Below are 15,243 nucleotides of genomic sequence, written 5' to 3'. Positions count from 1 at the left end.
GACTATAAGCCAATCTTTACCTCTATCGCCTAGATAAGTCCCTGTTTGCCGGAAGCCGCTCCGGTCGAAGGGACGACAAAGGCTCATGACCCAGATGCCGGGCGCACATCAATTTGCCAATGCTGCATCCTCCGCGCACCCCGCTTTGGGGCAGGCCATGGGTATGGTGTTCCAGATTGCCGGCTCCAGTTCCAAGGTGATGATCGACGCCACGCGCCTCGCCGTGCTGGGGCAGGACCCCGATCCGTGCACCGCAATGGCCGGACAGGTCGGCAGCCAGGTGAAGATGCGCGTGGGCAATTGCTGGCTCGTCGCCAGCGTGCGCGCGATGACGCTGGATCAGGCGAGCAAGAGCATCATCGCCGACATCGACTTTCTGGGCGAGGGCGATGAGGAAAAGCTGACCGGCCGCATCTATCGCTTCCGCCGCGGCGTCACCCGCTATCCCACGCCGGGGACCGATATCTTCCCCGTGTCGGGCCGCGACATGCAGCAAATCTATGCCGCCGACGACCGCCCCAATGTCGAAATCGGCACCGTCTATCCCACCAACGATACCCGCGCCGCCCTCTATGTCGATTCGATGCTGGGCAAGCATTTCGCGCTGCTCGGCTCCACCGGCACCGGCAAATCGACCAGTGCGGCCCTCATCCTGCACCGCATCTGCGACCTGTCGCCGCAGGGGCATATCGTCATGATCGACCCGCATGGCGAATATGGCGCGGCCTTCGCCACCAACGGCGCGGTATTCGACATCAACAATCTGGCCCTGCCCTACTGGCTGATGAATTTCGAGGAACATTGCGAGGTGTTCGTCACCTCGTCCGGTTCTGAACGCACCGTCGATTGCGACATTCTCGCCAAATGCCTGCTGGCGGCGCGCTCGAAAAATCGCCTAGCCGAACAGATTGGCCGCCTGACCGTCGATTCGCCGATCCCCTATCTGCTGTCCGACCTGACCTCCATCCTCCAGAATGAAATGGGCAAGCTCGACAAGGGCACCAACTCCCTGCCCTATATGCGATTGAAAACCAAGATTGACGAGATCAAGGCCGATCCGCGTTACAGCTTCATGTTCTCCGGCATGTTGGTCGCCGACACGATGCAGGCCTTCATCGCCAAGATTTTCCGCCTGCCATCGGACGGCAAGCCGATCTCCATCATCGACGTGTCGGCCATGCCGTCCGACATCACTTCCACCGTCGTGTCGGTATTGTCGAGGTTAGTGTTTGACTATGCCATCTGGGCGCGCGACGAACCGCAACGGCCGATCCTGCTGGTCTGCGAGGAAGCCCATCGCTACATCCCCAACAGCACCACCGGCGCGGGTCAGGCGGTGCGCAAGATATTGGAACGGATCGCCAAGGAAGGCCGTAAATATGGCGTCTCGCTGGGCCTCATCACCCAGCGTCCGTCTGATCTGGCGGAAGGCGTGCTGTCGCAGTGCGGTACCATCATTTCGATGCGGCTGAACAACGACCGCGACCAGGCCTTTGTGAAAGCCGCCATGCCCGAAGGCGCGCGCGGTTTCCTCGATTCCATCCCCGCGCTGCGCAATCGGGAAGCGATCATCTGCGGCGAAGGCGTCGCGGTGCCGATCCGCGTCGCGCTCGACAATCTGGAAGAACATCGCCGCCCCGCATCGGGCGACCCCAGCTTCACCGAACTATGGCGCCTGTCCGGCGGCGAGGACGCCATCCTCGACCGCACCATCACCCGCTGGCGCAATCAGGGGCGTTGACCCTTCCCTTCACCCTGTCGGCGCAATCCGCCCGGCAGGTTCAGCCTCGCTGTTCACGGCCTCGCGACATTCTTCCTCATGCACCGGCACCAGCAGCTTGGCCTTGCGCCAGCCGCCATGGGCATAGACGAGGAACGCCAGCAGCAGCGACACGAACGACCCGGCCGGGAAGCTGAACCACAACGCGTCCGGCCCGATCAGTGGATAGGCAACATAATAAAAGCCGATCCGCACCACGAACAAAGTGAAGATCAGGATGATCAGCGGCTTCACCACCACGCCATTGGCGCGCATCACCCCGAACAGGATCATGGTGCAGCCAAAGGCGATGAAGCTCCAGCTGACCCGCAACTGCATGTGCCACGCTTCGGCGATCACCGCGCCATTATCGCCCAGGAACAGCCCCAGCAGCGGCTCGTGAAATATCAGCATCACCGCGACCATCGTGCCGGTAATCAGCAATTGATAGCCGATGCCGACCCCGGTGATCCGGCTGATCCGGTCCCACCGGCCCGCGCCGACATTCTGCGCCGCCATCGCGCTGACCGCCGCGCCCATCGCCATGGCGGGCATCTGGAGATAGGTCCATAGCTGCTGCGACGCGCCATAGGCCGCCGTCACCAGCAGCCCTTCGCGATTGACGAGGCCGATCATCACCAGCCCCGACGCGGACATGACGATCATCTGCAGGCCCATCGGTAGCCCCTTGCCCAACAACACCCCCATCTGGTCCGCTGCGGGGCGAAGATAGGCAAGTTCCGGGCCGCGCAATCGCAGCGGCAGATCCTTGGCATAGGTGTAAGCGATAATGCCGATCAGGCTGACAAAGCCCGCCACGGCAGTCGCGGTCGCCGATCCGGCAATGCCCATCGCAGGAAACGGCCCCAGCCCCAGGATCAGCACGGGATTGAGGATCAGGTCCATGGCCACGCTGACGATCATGAAGATGAGCGGCGTGCGCGCGTCACCCACCCCGCGCAGCCCCATCATGATCATCACCGACAACAGGCTGGCGGGCATCGCAACGAAGATGACGCGCAGATAGACCAGCGCCATGCCATAGGCTTCCACAGGGGTCGCCAGCATCCGCAGCAACACCGGCGCGCCCAGCCAGCCAGCCGTCGAAACCACGACCGCCATCGCCATGCAGAAACCGACCGCCGACCCGAACGCGCGCCGCGCCGCGTCAATATCCCGCCGCCCCATCGACTGGCCGATCATCACGGTGGACGCCATGCCGAAACCGAACACGACCGAGAACATGAGGAACATGATGATATTGGCGTTGGCCGTCGCCGCCAGCGCCTGCGGCCCCAGAAACCGCCCGACCCAGATCGCGTTGATGGAGCCGTTCAGGGATTGGAGGATATTCGACGCCAGCGTGGGAATGGCGAACAGCAGCAGCGTGGACGCAATCGGCCCCTGCGTCAGGTCTTTTGCGCCTGCTGTGCCTGCCGCCATATTCATTCCCCAACCCTGCCCCGATGCGTCGATTCCTTTGCAGACCCGTTCCCGAAAATCCTCCCCTGCAAGGGGAGGGGGACCGTCGGCGTAGCCGATGGTGGAGGGGTGTCACCCTATCGATAGGGTGACACCCCTCCGTCTGGCCTGCGGCCATCCACCTCCCCTTGCAGGGGAGGATGGCTTGCAAAGGATATGATCGCCTCTGTCTCAGCGCCTACAGATACAAACTTACCCCAACCGGTCCAGCGCGGCTTTCAGCCTTTCCGCCTCGGCGGTTTTTTCGGCATGATCCTCGCGGGCCTTGGCGACGGCTTCGGGCTTGGCCTTCTCGACGAAACTGGGGTTGGACAATCGCCCGCCCAGACCATCCCGCTCCTTCTCCGCCGCGGCCAGCGCCTTGGCGAGACGGGCTTTTTCGGCAGCGATGTCGATCACGCCTTCCAGCGGCAGGATGAAGGTCGCCTCATCCACCACGATCTGCGCCGCACCACCTTCGGGAGGCTCGCCGAACGTCAGGCTCTCGATCCGACCCAGCCGCGCCAGCGCCGCGCCCTGCCGGTCGAGGCGACGATGCGTCTCTTCCGACCCGTCGCGCACCACCATCGGCAGCTTGGCGCCCGGCGGCACATTGAGTTCGGTCCGTCCGGTACGGATCGCGCTGACCAGCCGGATCAGCCAGTCAATCTCCGCCTGCGCGTCCGTATCGACCGCCGCCAGCACCTTGGGCCATTGCGCGACGATCAGCGCGTTGACGCGGTCGCCGGTCAGGTGCCACAACTCTTCGGTGATGAAGGGCATGAACGGGTGGAGCATCACCAATATCTGGTCGAACGCCCAGCCCGCGACCGCGCGGGTCTCGTCATCCATCGCGCCCTTCTCGGCTCCGCTCGAAGCAGGCTTGGTCAGCTCGATATACCAGTCGCAAAACTGGTCCCAGACGAAATGATAGATGGCGTTGGCCGCCGCATCGAAACGCAGGTCGGCGAGCGCGGTGTCGATCGCCTGCACGGTCGCGACCGTCTCGGCGATGATCCAGCGATTGACCGGCAGCGTGGCGGCAGGCGCGTCGATGCTGGTCGATGCAGTGACCCCGTTCGACTGGAGGAAGCGCGCGGCGTTCCACAGCTTGGTCGCAAAGTTGCGATAGCCCTCGACCCGCTTCTCATCCATCTTCACGTCGCGGCCCTGGCTCTCCATCGCACTCATGAAGAAACGCAGCGCATCGGCCCCGAACTTGTCGATCAGGCCCAGCGGATCGACCACATTGCCCTTGGACTTGGACATTTTCTGCCCGTCCGCCGCGCGGACAAGGCCATGGAGATAGAGTTTGCGCCACGGCACATCACCCATGAACTCCATCCCCTGCATCGCCATCCGCGCGTCCCAGAAAAACAGGATGTCGAAACCGGAAATGAGCAGGTCGTTGGGATAGTGGCGGGAGACGAGCGATTGGCTCCCCTCCCCTTCAGGGGAGGGGCTGGGGGTGGGGCTTTGCCCCAGAGGTGACGCCTGACTGCTTGGCCCCACCCCAACCCCTCCCCTGAAGGGGAGGGGCTTTTCTGTTGCGCCTTCCGGCCAGCCCAGCGTCCCGAACGGCCACAGCGCCGAGGAGAACCAGGTGTCGAGGACGTCGGGGTCGCGGCGAAGCCAAACATCGGGTACAAAATCTATAGAGTGATACCCTACGATGCCGATTTCCTTATCCGCGCCATAATATTCTTTTGCACGAAGGATTACCGCTTCTTCATCGGCCGCAACAAAGCTTTGGTCATCAGGATAAGAAAGCTCGATGTTGTGCGGATACCCTTTGATGACCGCATCAACGAGATTGTCCTTATCAGGCCCAAACCAAGCCGGAATCTGATGCCCCCACCATAGCTGGCGGCTCACACACCAGGGCTGGATATTCTCCATCCAGTTGAAGAAAGTCTTTTCCCATGTCTTGGGGACGATCTCGATCCGCCCGTCACGCACCGCCTGCATCGGCGCGACGGCCAGCTTGGCCGCGTCGACATACCATTGATCGGTCAACCAGGGTTCGATCACCACGCCGGACCGGTCGCCGAACGGGGTCTGGATCACGCGCGGCTCGAAGTCCGTAGCGACCTCCTCGCCTTCCTTATTCTTGGTGACATGCGGCGCGAGGAAGCCCAGCGCCTTCATCTCCGCCACCACAGCCTCACGCGCGCCCTCCACGCCGTCGCGCTTGAAGCGGTGCAGGCCCAGATAGGCGTCCGGCACCAGCCCATCCGCCGTCTGCACGACATTGGCGTCCGCATCGAACATATTGAGCATCGCGCCCGCCGCGATCCCTGCGCGCTTGCCGACCTCGAAGTCATTGAAGTCATGTCCCGGCGTGATCTTGACCGCGCCGGACCCCAGTTCCGGGTCGGCATAATCGTCGCCGACAATCCGCAACCGCCGCCCTGTGATCGGCTGGAGGATCTCCTTGCCGATCACGCTCTGATAGCGCGGGTCATCGGGATGGACCGCGACCGCCATGTCGGCCAGCATCGTTTCAGGCCGCGTCGTCGCGACCACGATATGGTCCGCCCCGTCGGCCAGGCGAACGCCATCGGCCAGCGGATATGTGAAGCGCCAGAAACCGCCCTGCGTCTCCTTCGTCTCCACCTCCAGATCGGAAATGGCGGAGCGGAAATGCGGGTCCCAGTTGACGAGGCGCTTGTCGCGATAGAGCAGGCCGCGCTGGTGCAGTTCCACGAACACCTTGACCACGGCCTTGCTGAAATGCGGGTCCATGGTGAATTGTTCGCGGCTCCAATCCATCGAACAGCCCAGCCGCCGCAGCTGACCGGTGATCGTCCCGCCGCTTTCCTGCTTCCACGCCCACACCTTCGCGACAAATTCGTCGCGCGTGTAATCGGTGCGCTTCTCGCCCTTGGCGTTCATCTGCCGCTCGACCACCATCTGGGTCGCGATGCCCGCATGGTCGGTGCCGACCACCCACAAGGCGTCCTTGCCGCGCAACCGCTCGTAGCGGATCATGATGTCCTGCAACGTATTGTCGAGCGCATGGCCGATATGCAGGCTGCCCGTCACATTGGGTGGCGGATTGACGATGGTATAGGGCTGCGCGTCCGGCCGTTCGGGGCGGAACAGGCCGTTCGCCTCCCAATGCTTATACCAGCGGGCTTCGATATCGGCGGGGTCGAATGTTTTGGGCAGATCGGTCATGGAAGCGCCCTTAATGGCCCTTCCCCTTCCATTCCAGCGAAACTATTATCCTGCCACGCCCTGCGCCCTGGCGAAGGCGTCCAGCTTCGCGTGGCAGGCGGCGCGCTGCGTCTCGCTCATCCAGCCCGCGTTGAAGGCGTTGCGCTGCAACCGCACCAGTTCCGCCTTGGTCAGCGCGCTGCGTGCCTGCGCCTTCACCAGCACTTCATTGAGATATTCGCTGCCCATATAGGCCGGATCGTCCGAATTGATGGTGACGTTGAGGCCCGCGTCCAGCATCCCGCGCACCACATCGACCGGCGGCTTCTCCCCGCGCACCGTGCCGGAAAAGCTGGGGCAGACAGTGAAATACAGGTTCCGCGCCTTCGCCATCGCGATCAGTTCCGGCGATTCCAATATATTGCCGCCATGGTCGATCCGGTCGACCCGGATATCGACAATCGCCTGGCGGATATGCGCCAAAATATCCTTCTGGTTGAGGTCGCAATGCGCCGTGACCTTCAGCCCAGCCGCCCGCGCCTTGGCGAAATGGGCGGCGAACTTGATCGGCGGATGATCCTTCTCATCCGAATCCAGCCCGACCGCGACCAGCTGATCGCGAAACGGCAGGGCCGCGTCGAGCGCCGCCATGGCCGATTCCGCCGACAGATCGCGCACGAAGCAGAGGATGAGCTGCGACCCGATGCCCAGTTGCGCCGCAGCCGCCGCCCGCGCGCTGGTAATACCGCCGATCACCGCCGCCATCGGCACACCGCGTTTCAGATGCTCCTGCGGGTCGAAGAACATCTCGGCATAAAGGATATTCTGTGACGCGGCCTTCGCCAGATAGGCATAGGCCAGATCGTGAAAATCCTTCTCCGTGCGCAACACCTTCATGCCGTCATAATAGATGGCCAGAAAGCTCGGCAGGTCATGGTAGATATAGCTGGCCTTCATCGCGGCGACATCGGCAAAGGGCAGGTCCAGCCCGTTACGCTGTGCCAGCGCGAACTTCATCTCCGCTTCCAGCGTACCTTCCAGATGGACATGATATTCCGCCTTGGGCAGCGCGGCGATGAAGCGGGCCATGTCGGCGGCATCGCCCGCCTGCTGGGCCACCGCGCTCCACGCCGGAAGGGAGGGCGCCATCGCGGCGAGCGATGCGCCCACTACGCCACGAACCAGGCCGCGTCTGCTCAACATCATCACCAATCCCCTGAAAACCCGTCTGTCTATCCGGGGATCGGGCGGCGCATGTCCATCATGATATAGTCCACGCCCCGTATCAAAAAATGGAGCGGGAGGGGATGCGGCTCAGCGCGCGGTTATGCGCGCGATTTCCTTGGCCACCATATCCTCGACCAATGCAGGCAGGCGGGCGTCGAGCCATTCCTTGAGCATGGGTTTCAGCATCGATCGAACCAACCCGTCGAGCGTATTATCCGCGCCTTCGGGGGCGGCGACCAGCATGGAAGAGAGAGCGGAGAGCGAATGACGCGCCGCGACTTCGCTTTCGACCGACAGGATCGATTCGTCCGCTGCGACGACAGGCTTGGCCACCGGCGTCGCCTTGGCAGCAGCTTTGGGAGCGGGCATCACATCCTCCACCACGACCTCATCGGTCAGTTCCAGCACTTCGTCGACCAGAGGGACGAAGGGTGCAGGCGCCGGTTCGCCCGGTTCGATCAGGGACTTGGGCGCGGGATCAGCCCGGCCGCGGCGGGGCGCAGCCTGCACCGCCTCCTCGCCTTCCTCGGCGATGATCCGCTTGATGGACGAGAGTATCTCTTCCATCGAGGGTTCCTTTGTCATGTCGCCCATGCCGTCCCCTGACTATCGGCCCCGCAATTGCAGCCGCTTATGGCTGTTGTGCCGTTTCGGGACTCACATTGGCGTTTTGTGGCAGCGTGTCAACGGTGCGCGTGGCAACCGGCAAGGGCGCTGCACCATAGTCCCAGTCGAACCATTTGCCCTTCACCCGGTCATAATTGACCATCGGATCGTAAAGCGTGCCACTGGCCAGCCCCAGATCGTCGGCTTCGGCACGGCCCATGGCGGCGAGCAGACTGAACCCGGCGACATAGGCATTACGCCGTGCCGACACCAGCTGAACGCGGGCGTTAAGCGACTCCTGCTCGGCATTGAGGATGTCGAGGATAGTGCGGGTGCCGACCGAATTTTCGGCCCGGACGCCTTCCAGTGACAGGCTGGCCGCCTCGACTGCTTTCTCGTTGGACTCGATCGCCTTGAGCGAGGCCTGCCAGCTGGCATAGGCGGCGCGCGCCTGGGCGATGACCCCGCGTTCGACCTGGATCTCCTGCTCGATCGCCTGCGATTCCTGTGCCTGGCGCTGGCGCACCTGCGCGGCGGGGCGACCACCCTGATAGAGGGGGATGCTCAGCTGAACGCCGGCCTGCGCCTGTTTATTGATCTGCGATCCGCCCCCGGCCGTGCCATTGTCGAGCGTATTGAGATAATTGGTATAGCCCGCCTGGGTAAAGCCGGAGATGGCAGGCAGATTGGCCGACTTGGCCACCCGCACATCATAGCTAGCGGCCTCCCGCACTTTCTTGGCTGCCGCAATGTCGGGATTGTCGACCAGCGCGACCTGCACCGCCAGATCGGGCGTGGCGGGCAGCCCCGGCAGAACCGGCGGCGGCTCCAGCATGTCGGGCGCTTCGCCAACCAGCGCGATATAATTTTCGCGGCTGGTGATCAGGTTCGACTGCACCGTCTGCAAATCGGCCTGCGCCAGCGCCAGCCGCGATTGCGACTGCGCCACGTCGGTGCGGGTCAGGTCACCCACCTCGAACCGGTCGTTGGTCGCCTGGAGATTGACCTCCAGCACCTTCACATTCGCCTGATTGAGAGAGACGATCGCGCTGTCGCGGATCACGTCCATATAGGCAGCGACAACCTGCGAAAAAATGCTGGCTTCGGTGCCGCGCAGATTGGCCTGCCCCGCCTCGACCCGGACCTTGGCGGCCTTTACGCCATTGCGGACGGCCCCGCCCGAATAGATCGGCACGCTCAACTGCGCCTGCGCGTTCACAGTGCGCTGGGGCGACGTAAAGCTGATGGTGGGCTTGAGGATGCTCTCCGAAAAGCTGGCGCTCACATCCGCCGCAGGACGCCCGCCCGCCTTCTGGATCGGCACATTTTCATCGGTCGCCCGCTGCCCTGCGCGCGCGCCGGTCAGCGTCGGGTTGGACGCATAGGCCTTCGCCAGCGCGCCTTGCAGCGTTTCGGCCATGGCCGGACCGGCCAGGCAAGAGGATAGCAACAGCAAGGCTGTAGCGGTGGTCCGCCGGAAATTAGGTCGCTTTGCTGTCATGATCCCCGTCTCAAAAAACGAATCGCTCCGGCGCGGCAAAGCCCGGCAGCACCACCATCTCTATATCCGCAACGCTGGACAGGCCCAGCACGCCCGCGACGACCCGGCCACTGGCCAGCCGCGTGACGCCGCGCTCGACCACGCCGGTTACGACCCGCGCCCCGTCGACAAGCTGCCCAACGAGCGTGGCAGGCACTTCCGCCACCGCGCCGTCGATGAACAAAAGATCATAGGGCGCACCAGCGGCCGCCCCGGCGTTCAGCGGCCCGCGCACCACGGTTGCGCCCGCAATGTCCGGCCCGCCCTCTTCCTCGACCGCCGTCACCTGCGCGCCCAGCGCGGTCAGCAGCGCAGCGCTATAACCGGTTGCCGCGCCGATCAGCAGCACCTTGTCACCCGGCGCAACCTTCGCCTCGGTCAGCAGGCGACCGACCACCAATGGCGGGTTGAGCGCACGCCCCCCGCTCAGCGGGATCGGGCGATCGATATAGGTCATGGCGCGGCGTTCGGCCGGGACATAATCCTCACGCGGCACGCTGGCCATCGCGGCGATCACGCGCGGATCATCCACGTCGCTGGTACGCAACTGGCTTTCGACCATGGCGGTCCGCATCGAAGAAAAATTCTGCTCGGTCACGATCATTCTCGCTTGGTCGACTGGACTTGGCACAACTGTATTGGCAATGCAATACAGCAAGGGGATCAACGGACCTCTAAATCAGCGCGCAGGCCACGCCAAGCGGCTTTGCATGGCAGGCGACCAGAATCTTGACACCGCCGCCCGATCCGCCGCTTGACTTTGCAACCAAAGCCGCACATTTGCGGCGTCCACCGCGACGGAAGGCCCGATGGCGGAGTGGTTACGCAGAGGACTGCAAATCCTTGCACGCCGGTTCGATTCCGGCTCGGGCCTCCAAAATCCTGTTTGGCGACGTCTGCCAACAGTTGGGAAATCCCTGATTGCCGGTAGTTCTTCGGCATTCTCTGATTGTCAGTGGATGCCCTTGTTTGCCTGCAATTGCGGATGATGGGGCCTAATTTGGGGGCCTCGAAAGGCCCCAGCAGAATCGAGGCCCCCAATGGCGCTAACCGATACCGCTATCCGCAATGCCAAGCCCGCAGACAAGCCTTGCAAGGTTACTGACTCCCAGGGCTTGCATTTGCTCGTCAATCCAAGAGGCTGCAAGCTGTGGCGACTCAATTACCGCATCGACGGCATGGCGCGCAAACTGTCGCTAGTGGATTGATTTTGACATTTGCATCCCCTGGCGGCTGGGATGGGTCTGCAAATGTCAAAATCGGACCACTAGGGGCGGATCATCTGCGGTTTTTGAAGCGCCAGCTGTCATTGCCGGTCTCGACGATGGCGCAATGATGGGTGACGCGGTCGAGGAGCGCGGTGGTCATCGCGGGATCGACGTGGAGGACGCGCTTGCCCTTGCCGAAAACCCCGAAATTTGCACCATCAGCTCCTCGTCTTCGGCACGACCGTCCGATCAGTTGACGAGCGAAGCCATGTCCAGTTGCAGCGCGTCAGCCAGAGATATGCGCTCATAGGCTTTGAACAGCCGCGTCCGCAGAAGGGTCCTCGTTCCATCCTCATTATGATCTTCCAGCAATTTGTCGTTGCCGGCGCCCCCGATCAACGTCGTAAGCAGTACCACGCCCTGGTCGCGCGTGTAGGGCTGATGAACCTCCGTCGTGGTTTCATACGCCAAATCCCCCTTGTTGAATGCCAGTTCATCGTAGAACCACTGGCCTTCGAGAGTATAGGCTGTCGCAGTGCAATAATGACCATGGACAGGTGTTCTGGTCGATGGAGGCATCTTGAAGTTCAGGATGACGATGTTGTTGCCTTCGTCAACGTGCAGAACACGGAAGTAGCTGTTGGGGATCAAACCATAAGGTATCCAGTCAATATCTTCAGAAGCAATGGAACGAATCTGGTCATGGGCAATGGAAGAATCCATTTGAACAGTCGTCATGGCAATGTCCTTTAGAAAGAGTAGCCGAGGCTGAGGCCGTAGGTTCGCGGCGCGGCTGCAGTGCCAGCGATGCCAAATGCGGATGAGGGTACTTCGTCATAATAACGGGCTTTGGTAATGTTGTCGGCGTACAGCCTGACGTCGAGCCCCTTACCAACCTGCGACACGGTAATGCTGGCAGACATCAGATTATAGGCTTGCTGGCGACTGAGCTTCAGCGGCCCACCTGCGCCTGCCGAGAAATCATAGCCTGTGGTATAGCGGTTGTTGAGGATGAAGGACCCCTTCCACGCCGCCCCGATCGGGAAATCATACTGAATCGATCCGAACACCGAAAGATCAGGCGCACGCGGCAAGGATGTTCCCGACAAGTTCGCAACGCCATTCGCGAAACCGGGCGCGCCCGTCGGGGCTGGGCAACCCGCGTAACCGGGCGACGGCTGCGCACGGGGACAGAAGATCGCGGCGGCAGGGAAAGTGCGGAAAGTCGCGCTCTCCATCAACCCGCCGCCACTTAGCGTAAGACCTTGAACTATGCGGAATTCACCGTTCAGTTCCAGCCCGTATACACGAGCGCTCGCCGCATTTTCGGCGCGCACACCCCCGGTGGCGGCGTCGACGAAGCTGACCTGTATATTCTTGTAATTATAATAGAAACCAGCAGCGGAGACATGAATGCGATTATCCCAGCCGTTCGCCTTTATGCCCGCTTCGAAACTTTCCAGCGTCTCGGGTTTCAATTCGACCAATGGCATGAAGGCCGGCGTATTGAACCCACCGCTCTTTGCGCCCTTGCTGTAGCTGACATATACGGTGGAACGCGGTGTTTCATGCGACAGGACGATGCGCGGTGTGAAATTGCGATAGATTCCCTGCTGCTCCACCAGCGGAACGGCGCCCAGCGCCGGCGTGGCTGCCGCATTGTTGACGGCGCGCAATCTCTTGCGGTCGATATTATACCGACCGCCAAGGATTAGCTTCAGGCTGTCGGTGAATTGCACATAGCCTTCGGCATAAGGGGAGATCGACGCCAGCTTCACCTTTGACGTGCCGCCCGCGCCCTGAAGGGGGCCGAATGCGGCACCAAAGACCTGGATCAGCAAGGAGTCATCGTCGATTTCGCCGCTCAACCCGGCAAGGAAGTTGAACGGGCCGTCGAAGTGGGTGCGAACATATGTATCATGCGTGAAGGTGGTGCCGAATTCTTCCGCCCGGCTGTTGAACAGATCGCCATTTGCAAAGTCCTGATCCACAAAGACCTTGTAATGAAAATCGCGCACGCCACTGACGCTGACGACGTCGAATTTATCGCCGGTATAGGCAATATTGAGCGTAGCGGCGGCATAGCGAATTTTAGTGTTCCGCGTCTTAGTCTGGCTGACCTCATAAAAATTTCCAGCGGGCGAAGGCACTGTCCCGAATACGGCGCAGGCAAAACAAAGCGGCGACGCGACCAGCAATCGCCGCGCGATCGGATCCCGGCTTTGCTCGTGATATTCACCGGACAGCACGATCGACCAGTCGCTCGACGGGGTCCACTTCAGCTTGACCCGTCCGGTGCCCTGGTCATAGCCGCTCAGCCGGTCGCCATTCGCCACATTGGTGGTGTAACCGCCCAGATGCGAGAAGCGCCCCGCCACGCGCAACGCAAGTTTCTCGTCAAGGGGTGCATTGAGGACAGCCTCCGCTTCGCGGCGGTTGTAATTGCCGATGGTCGCCCGCATTTTGCCCTCGAACGCGTCGACCGGGTCGTTCGTATTGATCAAGATGACGCCGCCGGTCGCATTGCGTCCATAGAGCGAACCCTGCGGACCGTTCAGCACTTCGATGCTGCGCATGTCGAGAACATCAACGGACGCGCCCACCTGCCGTTGGAGGTAGACGCCATCGACATAAGTCCCGATGCTCGATTCAAGCCCTGCATAGGCTGAATTGGTCCCGATGCCACGGATATACACCTGCGCCGAGCCACCGCTATTGTCGTAGACCACAGAAGGCATGCGAATCTGCGCATCACGGACGGAGCGCACACCGAGCGCTTCGAGCGTGCTTCCCGCCAGGCTGGTCGCCGACAAGGGCGCCCTGTCGAGGGCGCCACGAATTTTCGACGCCGTTACGACGATGTCGGTGGGTTCGTCACGACCCGTGGAGGATGTAGCATCAACTGGTGCTGCCGCGGTTTGCGCCTGCGCCTGGGCGCCGAGCCCCGTTCCGGCAAGCAGCACCATCATCATCACTAATCTGCGTTTAGCCATCATCTCTCTCCCACTCGCGGACAATCATCGTTGCCCCGCTTTAGCCGGTAGGTATATGTGGGGTAGGTTGACCGACCTAGGGTCAAAAAAGGTGCCGATACGGCCAAAAAAAGAGCTTGATCGGCCAGCGCCCCGCAACTGAGGCTGTGCAGGCGAACTGAAGCGAGGATGAGATGGACAAGCCTACTAAGCTCAGAGGGCATCTTCTATATCTGGCGGAAATCGGCGGCGACCCTGAAAAAATTCTTGAAGGATCGGGAGTGTCGCTGCGTTCGGTCATGGAACTTCAGCCGATCGACAATGCCAAGATGTCCGAATTGTTCGAATTGCTCGATGCACGCACGCCGGTCGATTTTTCTATCCGTTGCGGTTTGGCCACCAAATTTCAGTATATGGGCATATTGGGCTATCGACTGATCAACTCAGACACAGTGCGCGACGTGATCGAGACATGGACGCGCTATTCGGTGGTGATCGGCTACCCGTTGGTCAGCGATCTTGTGATCGGCCCGGACAGTTGGCAATTTCGCTTTTCACCTCGCTATCCTCTTGGCGAGCGTGCATTTCGGCTCTGCATGGAGACGACCCTGGCAGGTGTCGCGCCAGCGCTCAGGTCCTTGAGCGGACATTCGCTGCAGGTTCTTGAATATGGATTTCCCTTCCCAGAACCTGCCGAAAGCGATCATTTTCGGCTGCTTGGCGACATACCGATCCGCTTCGATCAGGCGGCGGGCTTTATCTGCGGTCACCTCGATGATCTGCCAAAACGCATCGTGGCCGTCGATAACGAAGCGCGCGCGATCACGGAGGATTATTGTCAGAGTTGGCTTTCCGCAAAAGCGGGTGAAAATGACATCGTCGACCGGCTCAAGGCCCTGCTTGGGCAGCGGCTGAGCGACCTGCCGTCAGCGGCCCTGGCCGCTCGCCAACTCGGATGCAGCGAACGCACGCTGCATCGCCGGCTCGCTGCTGCGAATTTCAATTATCAGCGGCTGATCGACCTGTACCGCCGGGACAGGGCCATACAGATGCTTGGTCAGGCCGTCGAAATGAAGGTGATCGCCTATCGCCTTGGTTATCAGAATGCGGGCAGCTTCCGCAGAGCTTTCCGGCATTGGACCGGCGTGTCGCCAAGCCAGTGGAGAAAAGCTGAACACACGCCAGTCGATAGCAATATTGCCTCGTCCGGCCGTTTGGAACAGGGCGCTATTGCGCACTTGTTAAGTTATTCAGAGTGATGAAGAATATGCGTTCTGCATGAAATCAAAAATGCTCAAAGCTTTCGATATA

At 61.5% G+C, this 15,243-nt stretch carries 11 protein-coding genes, 1 tRNA gene and 1 pseudogene; 4 read left to right on the top strand and 9 right to left on the bottom strand.

Going from position 1 to position 15,243, the window contains the following annotated elements; genetic code table 11:
- Nucleotides 1-85: 85 nt before the first annotated feature.
- Nucleotides 86-1,741, top strand: coding sequence for an ATP-binding protein (locus ACODSR_RS03595; RefSeq protein WP_489073794.1), 1,656 nt, complete (start codon nucleotides 86-88; stop codon nucleotides 1,739-1,741).
- 9 nt (nucleotides 1,742-1,750) lie between these two features.
- Here ACODSR_RS03595 and ACODSR_RS03590 read toward each other — a convergent pair whose 3' ends face one another.
- The 6 genes from ACODSR_RS03590 to ACODSR_RS03565 all read right to left on the bottom strand — a co-directional run bounded on the left by ACODSR_RS03590 (nucleotide 1,751) and on the right by ACODSR_RS03565 (nucleotide 10,356).
- Nucleotides 1,751-3,202 carry an MATE family efflux transporter gene (locus ACODSR_RS03590; RefSeq protein WP_489073792.1) on the bottom strand — a complete coding sequence of 484 codons (1,452 nt, stop codon included), beginning with the start codon at nucleotides 3,200-3,202 and terminating at the stop codon, nucleotides 1,751-1,753.
- A 231-nt stretch (nucleotides 3,203-3,433) separates the two neighbouring features.
- Nucleotides 3,434-6,400 carry a valine--tRNA ligase gene (locus ACODSR_RS03585; RefSeq protein ID WP_489073790.1) on the bottom strand — a complete coding sequence of 989 codons (2,967 nt, stop codon included), beginning with the start codon at nucleotides 6,398-6,400 and terminating at the stop codon, nucleotides 3,434-3,436.
- A 45-nt stretch (nucleotides 6,401-6,445) separates the two neighbouring features.
- Nucleotides 6,446-7,585 (bottom strand): adenosine deaminase, encoded by a 1,140-nt coding sequence (gene add / locus ACODSR_RS03580; RefSeq protein ID WP_489073789.1) that lies wholly within the window; start codon nucleotides 7,583-7,585, stop codon nucleotides 6,446-6,448.
- 108 nt (nucleotides 7,586-7,693) lie between these two features.
- Nucleotides 7,694-8,200 carry a DUF2497 domain-containing protein gene (locus ACODSR_RS03575; RefSeq protein WP_489073787.1) on the bottom strand — a complete coding sequence of 169 codons (507 nt, stop codon included), beginning with the start codon at nucleotides 8,198-8,200 and terminating at the stop codon, nucleotides 7,694-7,696.
- 37 nt (nucleotides 8,201-8,237) lie between these two features.
- Nucleotides 8,238-9,713: a TolC family outer membrane protein gene (locus ACODSR_RS03570; RefSeq protein WP_489073785.1), complete on the bottom strand. Its 1,476-nt coding sequence runs from the start codon at nucleotides 9,711-9,713 to the stop codon at nucleotides 8,238-8,240.
- Nucleotides 9,714-9,723: 10 nt separating this feature from the next.
- Nucleotides 9,724-10,356 (bottom strand): protein-L-isoaspartate O-methyltransferase family protein, encoded by a 633-nt coding sequence (locus tag ACODSR_RS03565; protein ID WP_489073783.1) that lies wholly within the window; start codon nucleotides 10,354-10,356, stop codon nucleotides 9,724-9,726.
- Between the two features lie 199 nt (nucleotides 10,357-10,555).
- Between ACODSR_RS03565 and ACODSR_RS03560 the strand changes: the two genes are divergently transcribed.
- Nucleotides 10,556-10,629: transfer RNA gene (locus tag ACODSR_RS03560), tRNA-Cys, on the top strand.
- A 163-nt stretch (nucleotides 10,630-10,792) separates the two neighbouring features.
- Entirely contained in the window at nucleotides 10,793-10,960 is a 168-nt protein-coding gene (locus tag ACODSR_RS03555; protein WP_489073781.1) for an Arm DNA-binding domain-containing protein, read from the top strand.
- 70 nt (nucleotides 10,961-11,030) lie between these two features.
- On the opposite strand, the pseudogene ACODSR_RS03550 reads toward ACODSR_RS03555, so the two are convergent.
- From ACODSR_RS03550 to ACODSR_RS03540, 3 genes and pseudogenes are all read right to left on the bottom strand, one after another.
- Nucleotides 11,031-11,165: pseudogene (locus ACODSR_RS03550) on the bottom strand (ATP-binding protein); the annotation flags it as partial.
- Nucleotides 11,166-11,209: 44 nt separating this feature from the next.
- Nucleotides 11,210-11,698 (bottom strand): cupin domain-containing protein, encoded by a 489-nt coding sequence (locus ACODSR_RS03545; RefSeq protein WP_489073779.1) that lies wholly within the window; start codon nucleotides 11,696-11,698, stop codon nucleotides 11,210-11,212.
- Between the two features lie 11 nt (nucleotides 11,699-11,709).
- The gene (locus ACODSR_RS03540; RefSeq protein WP_489073777.1) at nucleotides 11,710-13,953 is read right to left on the bottom strand and encodes a TonB-dependent receptor; all 2,244 of its coding nucleotides are present in this window, start codon (nucleotides 13,951-13,953) and stop codon (nucleotides 11,710-11,712) included.
- Between the two features lie 173 nt (nucleotides 13,954-14,126).
- Here ACODSR_RS03540 and ACODSR_RS03535 point away from each other — a divergent pair, with 173 nt between their 5' ends.
- Nucleotides 14,127-15,191 carry an AraC family transcriptional regulator gene (locus ACODSR_RS03535; protein ID WP_489073775.1) on the top strand — a complete coding sequence of 355 codons (1,065 nt, stop codon included), beginning with the start codon at nucleotides 14,127-14,129 and terminating at the stop codon, nucleotides 15,189-15,191.
- Nucleotides 15,192-15,243: the final 52 nt, after the last annotated feature.

It is taken from the genome of Sphingobium sp. FG125 (assembly GCF_057809795.1).
Note: the sequence above shows the minus strand (reverse complement) of the source record. Positions and strands in the feature narration are given on the sequence as shown.